We start from the raw sequence: 10262 nt of genomic DNA, 5'->3' as shown, positions 1-10262 counted from the left end.
GCAACCAAGCGGCCTGTCCGCATCCACCTCGCGCTTCCCATCGGCGGCCGCGCCAACGCCGACATCGGCCGCAGATCGAAATTTCCATAGCCGTTAACTGTGGCCCGCGGGTTCCTTCCTCGGGGACTTTCGTACGCCCGCCGGCGCCCGAAACTCATCACGCTAGCGGACCGGCCGGTACGACGCTCGGAATATCAGAAGCAGACCTTCATTCGACTAGCATGCATCGACGTGAACTGACCCAAACGCAACGACCAAGTCTATAGCTGTCAGGTTGGCTACCGCAGAAAGCGGACGACCAGCCCAAACGACTTTGCTGCCAACATGAACATCGAGCCGCTGGGCGCAGAAGAGGTTCAAGCCTGTTCACTCTGAAAGGGAGGGGCCGGATCGGTCGCCGGCCCTTCAAGTGATCAATAGTTGCAAGCTTTTGCGTCGGCTTCGATTGCAGCCTTGTCGAAGTCATTGACCTTCGACCAGAAGGGAGCACCATTTGGAAATGGCCAGGGTCTCGGGATCCACCTTCACCGTCAAGATCGCCGCATTGTGGAGAAAGTCCTGGTAGGCGCCCATGACTTTCACGCTAACCTGCCACACCTCATGCCGAGAAAGAGGCTCACAGGGGCACGCTGGACATGCGCCCCTGCGATGTTGCCATCAGTCGGCAAATTCGAGTGACGACGCGGCCTGAAGTGCATCGGTCACGATCTTCACCGCGGCCGCATCCAGCGGTGTCTGCGGGCGGATCGGATCGCCAACCGCATAGCCCTGGGACTGCAACGCCGCCTTGATACAGCTTGCCAGGCGGTAGCGCGCAAAGACCTCGTTGAAGCCCCACAGGCGCTTCTGGATCTTGGCGGCATATTCCCATTCTCCGCGCTTGCAGGCATTGTAGAGTTCAACGCTCTGCTCGGGTAGCACGCAGGCGGGGCCGGCAAACCAACCCTTTCCGCCCATCATGATCACGCTGACGGCAATGTGCGACGATGCGGCGAACACATCGAGCTTGTCTTCGCAGCGATTTAGGATCGACAGCAGGCGACCTGTATTCGTCGACGCATCCTTCAGGCCGACGATGTTCGGATGCTCCGCGATCGTGCAGATCGTGTCGATGGACAGATCCGTGCGCTGGAAATTGGGGTTGGTGTAGACAACGATTGGAAGATCCACCGCATTGGCAATATCGAGGAAATAGCTCCTGATTTCCTGTTCGTTGAGGGGGAAATAGGAATCCAGAACCCCTACGATGCCTTCGGCGCCGATCTTCTTGTAAAGTTTTGCCTGTTCGATGGCACCTTCGGTGGAGACGCTTGCGACACCTGGAACAACCGGAACCCGTCCGCTGCTGGCTTCAACGGCGATCTCGACGACACGGCGCTTCTGCGCATCAGAGAGATAGGCGTATTCGCCATTGCTGCCGAGGGGCGTCAGCCCGGTCACCCCCTTGGCTATCAGGTCATTGCAAAGGTCGCCCAGCACTTTCTCATTGATGTTGCCGTCGGCCGTCAGAGGGCTGACGATGTAAGGTATGACGCCGTAAAAATGCGACATGGATTGTCCTTGTGCTGTTCGTCGGAAGGTTTGGGAGTACAGGGGCGACGAGTCAGGCGGAGAGGATGACGCGCTCGAAGGCTGCCGAAAGCTGCGTGGCGGCCTTCTTCAACATCGCATCGAGCGGCTCTGCCTCCAGATTGCGGATCCGCGAACTCGGGCCGACAATGGAGACGGCATAGATCACGCCGATCTCCTTCAGGTGGACCGGAGCTGCGATAGCCATCAGCCCGGAATCGATTTCCTCGCGGCAATAGGCAATGCCTTTGTCGCGGACACGCACATATTCTTCGCGGACTTTTTGCGGATCGGTGATGGTCTTGTCCGTCAGCGCCGCCAAAGGCTGACGCAGCACACGGTTCCAGACCGCCTCGACCTGATAGGCAAATATCGCCTTGGCGGCCGCAGCCGCGTGGGCAGGAACGACGCGCCCCGGATTGACGTAGCCATGGGCGTCCTTTGCAGGCGAGGCCATGACGAGGTTTTCCACCTTGTCGCCACGCAGCACGGAAAGGAACGCCGTTTCGTTGGCTTCCTTGGCCAGTTCGTGCAGGATGGCGTGGGCAACCGTCACCGTCTGGTCCGGATCCATGATGCCGCGCAGCATCCCGCGTATGCGCTCGCCGAGGACGTAAAAAGCCGAAGAACTGCTGGACGCGTTCTTCTCGAGCTGGACGCAACCTGCACTCGCGAGCGTCTTCAGCAAGCGGCTTGTCGACGCTTTGGGCAGGCTCAGGTCATTGCGAATGTCGGTGAATGACCGTCCCTGTGGATAGCTGACAAGCAACTCCAGAATCTGCAGCTGCCGCTCCAGCGGATCGCGATTTTGCTTCTCAGTGTCGCTCACGACCAAACTCCCCCCAATTCGTTCCAATCGCAATCCAGCTTCTATCTTGACCGCTTTCTACGTGTCCAGTAAGAAAGTTCCACTAAGCGGAAATATAGTTCCGTTTAGTGGAACTAGATAAGTTTGTAGGGAGGAGCCAGCGTGGCTTACAAGTTGAGAAATACGGTTGCTGCAATTGGCGCATTGATCGCTGGCTGCGCAGGTTTGGGAGTGGCGCAGGCTCAAGACAGCAATGTCACGCTGCGTCTGTCTCATAACCTTCCAACCAATAACGCGCTTCACTACGGCGTCATGGAGCCCTGGGCGAAGGCTGTTTCCGAAGCGTCCGGAGATACGATCAAGATCGATATTTATCCGGCACAGCAGTTGGGCGCAGCCAAGGACCACTACAACATGGCGCGCGACGGCATCGTCGACATCGCGTTCTACCTGGTAGGCATCGAGCCGGGTCGTTTCCCGATTGTTTCGGGCGCAGAAATCCCGTTCCTCGTTTCGAACAACGACAAGGGATCGCGCGCTCTTTATGAGTGGTACTCGCCCTACATGGGCGCCGAAATGGCCGACGTGAAGGTCTGCGCCATGTTCTATGACGGCGGCGGCAGCATCCATTCCCGCAAGAAGGTTGAAGTGCCCGAAGACCTTGAGGGCATGAAGATCCGCTCGCCCAACAAGATGGCGGCTGAGCTTTATCGCCTGGCCGGTGGAGCTCCGATTCAGATGTCCGCGAACGATGCGGCCGAGGCTGTCGAGCGCGGTGTGGTGGATGCGGTTTCGTTCCCGTGGAAGCTAACGACGTCGCTCGGAGCGGACCGCGCACTGAAGTACCACATGGATGCCAAGCTCTATTCGCTGGCGACGGCGCTTGTGATCAACAAGGCTTCATATGATGGCCTTTCGGACAAGCAGAAGGCGGCAATTGACAAGAATTGCGGAGCCGATGCTTCCGAGCGCATGCCCAAGGCGTGGACGGAATATGAAGATGAGGGACGCGAGATTCTCAAAAACAAGGAAGGGCACAATATCGTGTCGCTTTCGCCGGAGCAGCTCGATCTTTGGAAGGCGATGTCCGCAAACGTCCGCGCTGCCTGGGAAAAGGAAGTGGCCGCAACCGGCGTCGACGGAGCCAAGGTCTTCGAAGAGCTAGAGGCGAAGCTGGATAGCTACGGCGCGAGCTACTAATCCGGGAAAGACCACGCCATGCGTATTCTGCGATCCGCGATCAATCTGGTCCCTGCATTTCTGTTGATGTGCATGGTCCTCTTGACGACGCTCTCGGTGATTAGCCGTTTTGCCATCAATGCGCCGCTGCCAGACGACTACGAACTGACGCGGTTGTTGCTGGGTGTGGTTGTATGCTGGGGTGTTGCCGGTGCCTTCCGGAACGAAAGTCACATCTACCTGGATGTGTTTTGGGGGCGCCTGAGCGACAAGATGAAAAATGTGGTTGGCCGTATCGGTGCGCTAATCTCGCTTCTGATCATGAGCGGCTATTGCACAGCCCTTTTCATCAAGGTCCAGGATACGATGCGTGCGCACTTGCAGACGCTTGACTTTGGAATCCCCATTTGGGGATTCCAGGCGGCTGCCTGGCTAGGCATTCTTGCTGCCGTTGTCGTGCTGTTGAAGCAGGTGATTTCGCCCGCGCGACACGAACCCGTACAAATCCTCATGTGACGGACGAGGCGTCAGGATTTCCTGACGCCTTTCGTGTCCTGGGCGGCATCACCACACGATTTCTCCGGAAAGTATTCCAACATGGATACCAATCTCGTTATTGGCGTCGGCTTCGGGCTGATGTTGCTCCTTTGCGCCCTGCGCGTTCCCATCGGCCTCGCCATGGGATCGGCCGGAATGGTCGGATTTGGTCTTTTGACCGGATTTGCGCCTGCATTCAAACTCGTTTCCCATTCGGTGATCACGACATTCTCCGACTATACGATGGGCCTCATTCCGTTGTTCGTCCTGATGGGCGCTGTCGTCGTGGCCTCGGGCATCAGTGCAAACATGTTCCGCGCTGCACAGGCATGGTTCGGCGGTTTCCGCGGCGGGCTGGCGACCGCGACCATCGCGGCTTGCGGCGGTTTCGCGGCAATTTGCGGCTCGTCTGCTGCCACCGCGGCAACGATGACGCGCATCGGCCTGCCGGAAATGCGCAAATACGGCTATTCTGACAGGCTGGCCACTGGCGTCATCGCCGCCGGCGGCACCCTCGGCATCCTCATTCCGCCGTCCATCGCTCTGGCAATCTACGGCCTGATCACCCAACAGAGCATTGGCTTGCTCTTCATGGCAGCGATTGTTCCCGGGCTCTTTGCCGTTCTTTTCTACATGCTGACGGTGCGGATATGGATCTGGAGGCGACCACAGGACGCACCGACCGGCCAGCCCACGCCAATGCGCGAACGAGTCTCGTCCCTCAGCAAGTTGTCCCCGATGCTGCTTCTGATCATCCTGGTGATCGGCGGCATCTATGGCGGGTTGTTCACCCCCACTGAAGCAGGTGCCATTGGCGCAGCAGGCGCAATCGTCATCAGCTTTACCATGGGAAGCTTCTCCGGCAAGCGGCTTGTCGAGGCGTTGATCGAGAGCGTTCACACCGGCGCGGCGATCATCACCATCCTCGCGGGTGCCATGCTGTTCGGCTATTTCCTTACGATCACTCAGACGCCGCAGAAAATCTCCGTCTTGCTGATGGAAGCAAATCTCGGCGCATATGGCACGCTGGCAGTCATCCTGCTCGTCATGCTCCTGCTCGGCTGCATCATGGATGCAACGGCGGTGGTGCTGATCACGGTCCCGATCGTCTACCCGATCATCACCCAGCTCGGCTTCGATCCGATCTGGTTCGGCGTGGTCGTTACCATGACCGTCGAGATCGGTATGATCAGCCCGCCATTCGGATTGAACGTGTTCGTGATCAAGGGGCTTTCACGGCAGACCGACATCTGGGAAATCTACAAGGGCGTCACACCCTTCATCATCGCGGACATCCTTCGGATCATCCTGGTGTGCGCTTTCCCCGCGCTGGTGATGTTCCTTCCAAATCTCGTGAATTAGTCATGTGCCCCGGCGGAGGGGACCCGTCCCCTTCGCATGCAAGACCTGCCTATTTCCGACACCCGGCAGGTCAGGCCCCCAATATGTTTTGAAAATTCAGTATTTCTGCCAGGAGTATTCTAGTGCCGTTTGTAAATATCAGGAATGGGCAGCTCTATTTCGAGGAAGCCGGACAGGGCTCGCCTCTGCTGCTCATTCCGGGCCTTGGTGGCGTGGGAAGTTTCTGGAGAAAGCAGGTCGAGTTCTTCCAGAGCCATTTTCGCGTCATCGTTCACGACCATCGCGGCACGGGGCGCAGCAAGGCCGAAACGGAAAAGTTCTCGGTTGACCTCATGGCGGATGATGTCGAAGCGCTTATCGAACATCTCGGCCTCAGCGATATTCATATCATCGGCCACTCGACCGGCGGTGCGATCGCTCAGGCGCTGGCAATCCGTCAGAAGCATGACCTGCGCAAATTGGTCCTGAGCGCGACCTGGAGCTACGGCGACGAGTATTTCCGCACGCTGTTCGGCACACGGCTGCAGATTCTCGAGAAGATCGGAATGCATGCCTACGAGCAGTTCGGACGCATCGTGCGTTATCCTCCCTCCTTCCTCGGCAGGAATCCCGAGTTTCTGCAGCCGTCCGGAAACAACGAAAGTGGCGACGCACCGACAATCGCATCGCGCATCCAAGCATTGCTGGATTTCGATTCCCGCGGCCAGCTCGACCGGATCGATATCGACACCTTACTGATCGGCGCGATCGACGATGCGGTCACGCCGCATCATCTTTGGGACGAGCTGGCCGAGGGCATCAAGGGCGCCAAAATAGTGAAGATGCCGGAAGGAGGACATTTCTGTCCCCAGACCGCAGCCGACGCCTACAACACCACCGTGATGAGCTTCCTGCAAGGCAGGATGTGAAACGCCAATCCAGCAGTCCGACCAACAAGCAACGACCAATCATGTCCTGGGAGAGCCACATGTCGTGGAAAAAAGAGACGATGCCGGCAATGATCGATGCGGTTTCGACCTATCGTGAAACGCGCATCGAAGACCGCTTGCCGCGCTGGGAGGCTCGTCTGCGCGTAAACGAGGAAGAGTTGCGCAACTTCATGGCGATCCCGCTGACAACGCATGAGCCGCAACTGACCGCTCCGCGCCTCCCGCTCAAGACGGAATCCGTCACCGGTTCGGGATCGTACACCGCAAGCAACGCCAGTGTGATGGCCGGCAAGGTGCGTTCCAAAGAAGTGAGCGCGCTGGAGATTGCCGAGGACTACATCGCCAAGGCAGAGGCCGTGAAGGCCCTCAACCTGTTCACGTCATTCGACGGCGACCTGATGCGCGAGGAAGCACGCTCCATCGACGCGCGCATCGCCAAAGGCGAAGAGGTTGGCCCTCTGGCGGGGGTACCTGTCCCGATCAAGGACTTCATGTTCGTGAAAGGTTATCCGCGCACCGGCGGCACGCGCGCGCTGCCGGCAAGCACTGGCCACGGTGATGCGCCAGTTGTTGCCAACGTCCGCAAGGCCGGCGCTGTCATGGCCGGGATGACCAATCTGCACGAGCTTGCCTATGGTGCGACCGGCATCAATCCGCACTTCGGCCGGGTCGGCAACCCGCACAGCCCGCATCATCTGGTTGGGGGATCGAGCTCGGGTGCTGCAGCCTCCATCGCTGCTGGTCTCACGCCGGTTTCGGTGGGGAGCGACACGTCGGGTTCAATTCGCATCCCATCCACCTTCTGCGGCGTGGTCGGACTGAAGCCTTCCTATGATCGCATTGATCGCGGCGGCGTCCTGCCGCTGGCCTGGTCGCTGGACCACCTCGGCCCGGTCGGCAAGACCGTCGAAGATGCAGCACTCCTTTACGCCGTCATGGCCGACATTGAACCGGCTACAGTCTGCCCCGCTGCAACCACCGCCATTTCCGGCATTCGCTTCGGCAAGCCATCGCACTACTTCTACGAGGAAGTCGACGATGAAATCCTCGCACGCATCGAGCAGGTCGTTGCGCGACTCGCGCTCAAGGGTCACAGCATCAATCCGGTCACCATTCCCGCCATTGAAAACTGCCTGCCCATCCACATCCAGACCGTGACCGCGGAAGCTGCTCAGGTCTATCTGGAAGCGGTCGAGAAAGCACCGGAAGTTCTGGGAGAAGACGTCCGGGTGCGGCTCGAAGTCGGCCAGTTCCTGTCGAGCGTCGACTATGTCAAGGCACAGCAACTGCGCACGATGCAGCGCGAGAACCTGCAGGCCGTGCTCAAGGACGTCCACGTTCTGATCACGCCGACTGTCGCGACCGTGGCGCCCCGCATCGATGACGAATACGTCGTCATCAATGGCAAGATCCGTCCGATGCACCCCGCCTTGACGCGCTTCACGACGCCGTTCAACCAGTCCGGTCTTCCCGCGATCACCCTGCCTTGCGGCTTCAATAGTGCCGGGCTTCCGATGGGCCTCCAGCTCGTTGCAGCGTTTGGCGAAGAAAAGCTGCTTCTGCAGGTCGCACAACAGGTTCAGGCGATCATCGCAGAACTTTGATGTGACGAGCGGCGCACCTTCTCCCCACGTGGCTACGCGGGGAGAAGGTAGCAGTTGCGGCAAATAGCAAATACGTCATCGCGATAGCGCACGTTCGGTCTTGTTGAGACGTAGCCCAGGCCAGACAGCTGCCTCCGATGCAAGCGCGATCGTTAGATCGTCAACTGGAATGACCGCTTCTCGGAAAGGACGGAGCCAATCTCCATGTCCGACGTGAAGGCGCGGTGCTGAATACGGCCTCGCCAATTCTCGCGAGGCCGCGGCACTCAGATTTCGGTTGTCTCGGCAAGCGTCAATGCGTCATCGATATCGACCCCGAGATATCGAACCGTGTTTTCTATCTTGGTGTGTCCAAGCAAGATCTGAATAGCTCGAAGATTTCCGGTGGCCTTGTAGATCAGGGCAGTCTTGGTTCGGCGGAGCGAATGTGTTCCGTACTCCTCGGGACGCAGCCCAATCGCCGTAACCCATTCATCGACCAATCGCGCGTACTGTCGGGTGCTGAGGTGCCCCTCGCGGTCAACTCGGCTCGGGAACGCGTAGTCCTCGATACTGCCACCGCGGCGCTCGAGCCACTCGAGCAGACTTGCCCTGGTGTCTGCGGTGATCTCGAACTGCACAGGCCGGCCGGTCTTCTGCTGGATCACCATCGATCGGGTCCGTATTGCCGGGCCGGAAACTAGCGACCCGATCTTATAACGGTCGCAACCGCGAAGCTTGCTGTCGATTGCAAGGTCAAACAAGGCGCGGTCGCGCATCCGCCCCTCGCGATCCAGGAAGAAGCGGATCAACCAGATTTGCTTCACTTTGAGCGCTCGTTTGGCGCCAACCTGCTTGCCTGCGTTCCAGGCGGGCCGACCTTTGGCGGCTAGGTCATACTGTGAGGTACCCATGACATTTTTCCCTTTGGCCAACATGGCCAGTAGAGAGATAGTGTGGGGGCCGAAACCAGACGGTCAGGCCTTGGCCACCGATGCGCAGATAGCTGCCGTGGCATCGGGGCCTGAACGCACAATAACCGCTTTGTTATTTAGATCGATCGCTTCAGGCGATAACCAGTTTACAGGAGTAGACATTTGCTCGTTCGATCCCGTTGACATCGGCTTCCACTCGTCTAGTTTCGCGATAGTCAAGGTTCTTCTGCGTCGGTTTCGGCTGTCGTGGAAGCTAAGAGGGAATTCGGTGCCCCGTCAGGGAAATCCGGAGCTGTCCCGCAACTGTAAGCGGCAAGCCGCTTTGCCACCGACGTCACTGGCATTCGTGCCGGGAAGACAGGCAAAGCAGCGACGACCCGCAAGCCAGGAGACCTGCCTGACTGCATAGGTTCCGTGGTCGGGGTGTGCCACAGGAGCGTTCGCGTCAGCGGCTGCCCATGGTATGTCTCCGATGCGTCGTTTCTCGATCCCCGTCCGCAGCAGGTCGGGGATTTTTCGTTGGAAGATACACGCCAAATCGCAGGCTCCGTCCATGCATTGGACGCAGCAGATACATGCGCGCCGAAGGCAAGGGCAGTGCTGCTCCTCGCCAAGTCGGCGTTCGCGGCCACTCCTCATTCGGAGATGCGCCGCATCGCCGAGATGGTGGCGATGATGCCCGGCGTGGCCGCCGCCGTCGCCTGCTATTCCGAGCAGGGCCAGCCTTCGCTTCGCGATGCGCTTCTATCGTTGCGTGGCGGCAACCACGAGGCTATTATTCTTGTGCCTCTGGTGCTGCCGCTCGAGCCGAGTTTCCTCAACTGGATCACGCGCTCGCTGAGGCGTTGGCAAAGCGAGCACCCGGGCGGTTGGCCACCAATCCGCGTCTCCCGCGACATCGCGCAGAGCCTTCACTTCGAACTGCTGCTGGCGGCGCTGATCAACGGCGCCGCAGCTGAGCCTGCGATACCCGCCGATGCCGCAGCGAGGCAGGAGGGATCACTGGTGCCGCCGCAGAAACGGCGCGTATTGGTTTGCGAGGGCGGCGCTTGCAACGCGGCCGGAGCCGACGCGATCTGGGGCCATCTCCGCAACGTCCAGGTGGATCGCAAGCTGCGCGTAACGGGCGACGGCACCATGACTGCCAAGGCTACCTGCCTTGGTCCGTGCAACCTGGCTCCCGTCCTCCAGGTCTTTCCGGAAGGCACCTACTACGGCGGCGTCACCGAGGCAGCGGTGGACCGCATCGTCGAAGAACACCTGCTCGGCGGTCGCGTCGTTCAGGATTTCGCCTATGAGCCGACGGGCCGCAAGCAAAGGCTGCGCATCGTAGCCGTCAATCCCCCGACAGGAGAGTGAG

Annotated in this window: 9 protein-coding genes and 1 riboswitch; of the genes, 6 read left to right on the top strand and 3 right to left on the bottom strand. The window is 59.3% G+C overall.

Going from position 1 to position 10262, the window contains the following annotated elements:
• Positions 1–657 precede the first annotated feature (657 nt).
• Positions 658–1551, bottom strand: coding sequence for a dihydrodipicolinate synthase family protein (locus C8K44_RS25790; RefSeq protein WP_109578618.1), 894 nt, complete (start codon positions 1549–1551; stop codon positions 658–660).
• Between the two features lie 52 nt (positions 1552–1603).
• Positions 1604–2398 carry an IclR family transcriptional regulator C-terminal domain-containing protein gene (locus C8K44_RS25785; protein ID WP_109578622.1) on the bottom strand — a complete coding sequence of 265 codons (795 nt, stop codon included), beginning with the start codon at positions 2396–2398 and terminating at the stop codon, positions 1604–1606.
• A gap of 141 nt (positions 2399–2539) precedes the next feature.
• On the opposite strand from C8K44_RS25785, the gene C8K44_RS25780 reads away from it, so the two are divergent.
• From C8K44_RS25780 to C8K44_RS25760, 5 genes are all read left to right on the top strand, one after another.
• On the top strand, positions 2540–3577 hold the full coding sequence (locus tag C8K44_RS25780; RefSeq protein WP_245417635.1) for a TRAP transporter substrate-binding protein: 1038 nt from the start codon (positions 2540–2542) through the stop codon (positions 3575–3577).
• Between the two features lie 18 nt (positions 3578–3595).
• Positions 3596–4072, top strand: coding sequence for a TRAP transporter small permease (locus tag C8K44_RS25775; RefSeq protein ID WP_109578616.1), 477 nt, complete (start codon positions 3596–3598; stop codon positions 4070–4072).
• A gap of 81 nt (positions 4073–4153) precedes the next feature.
• Positions 4154–5455, top strand: coding sequence for a TRAP transporter large permease (locus C8K44_RS25770; RefSeq protein ID WP_109578615.1), 1302 nt, complete (start codon positions 4154–4156; stop codon positions 5453–5455).
• A 122-nt stretch (positions 5456–5577) separates the two neighbouring features.
• On the top strand, positions 5578–6363 hold the full coding sequence (locus C8K44_RS25765; protein ID WP_109578614.1) for an alpha/beta fold hydrolase: 786 nt from the start codon (positions 5578–5580) through the stop codon (positions 6361–6363).
• Positions 6364–6422: 59 nt separating this feature from the next.
• The gene (locus C8K44_RS25760; protein ID WP_245417634.1) at positions 6423–7988 is read left to right on the top strand and encodes an amidase; all 1566 of its coding nucleotides are present in this window, start codon (positions 6423–6425) and stop codon (positions 7986–7988) included.
• 266 nt (positions 7989–8254) lie between these two features.
• On the opposite strand, the gene C8K44_RS25755 is transcribed toward C8K44_RS25760, so the two are convergent.
• Positions 8255–8881 carry a tyrosine-type recombinase/integrase gene (locus tag C8K44_RS25755; protein WP_109578620.1) on the bottom strand — a complete coding sequence of 209 codons (627 nt, stop codon included), beginning with the start codon at positions 8879–8881 and terminating at the stop codon, positions 8255–8257.
• Positions 8882–9103: 222 nt separating this feature from the next.
• A riboswitch (cobalamin riboswitch) is annotated at positions 9104–9318 on the top strand.
• 181 nt (positions 9319–9499) lie between these two features.
• Here C8K44_RS25755 and C8K44_RS25750 point away from each other — a divergent pair.
• On the top strand, positions 9500–10261 hold the full coding sequence (locus tag C8K44_RS25750) for a (2Fe-2S) ferredoxin domain-containing protein (RefSeq protein WP_245417633.1): 762 nt from the start codon (positions 9500–9502) through the stop codon (positions 10259–10261).
• Position 10262 lies beyond the last annotated feature (1 nt).

Source organism: Aminobacter sp. AP02 (assembly GCF_003148805.1).
In the GTDB taxonomy this organism is placed as follows: Bacteria; Pseudomonadota; Alphaproteobacteria; order Rhizobiales; family Rhizobiaceae; genus Aminobacter.
This window is presented reverse-complemented; position numbering and strand designations above follow the sequence as displayed.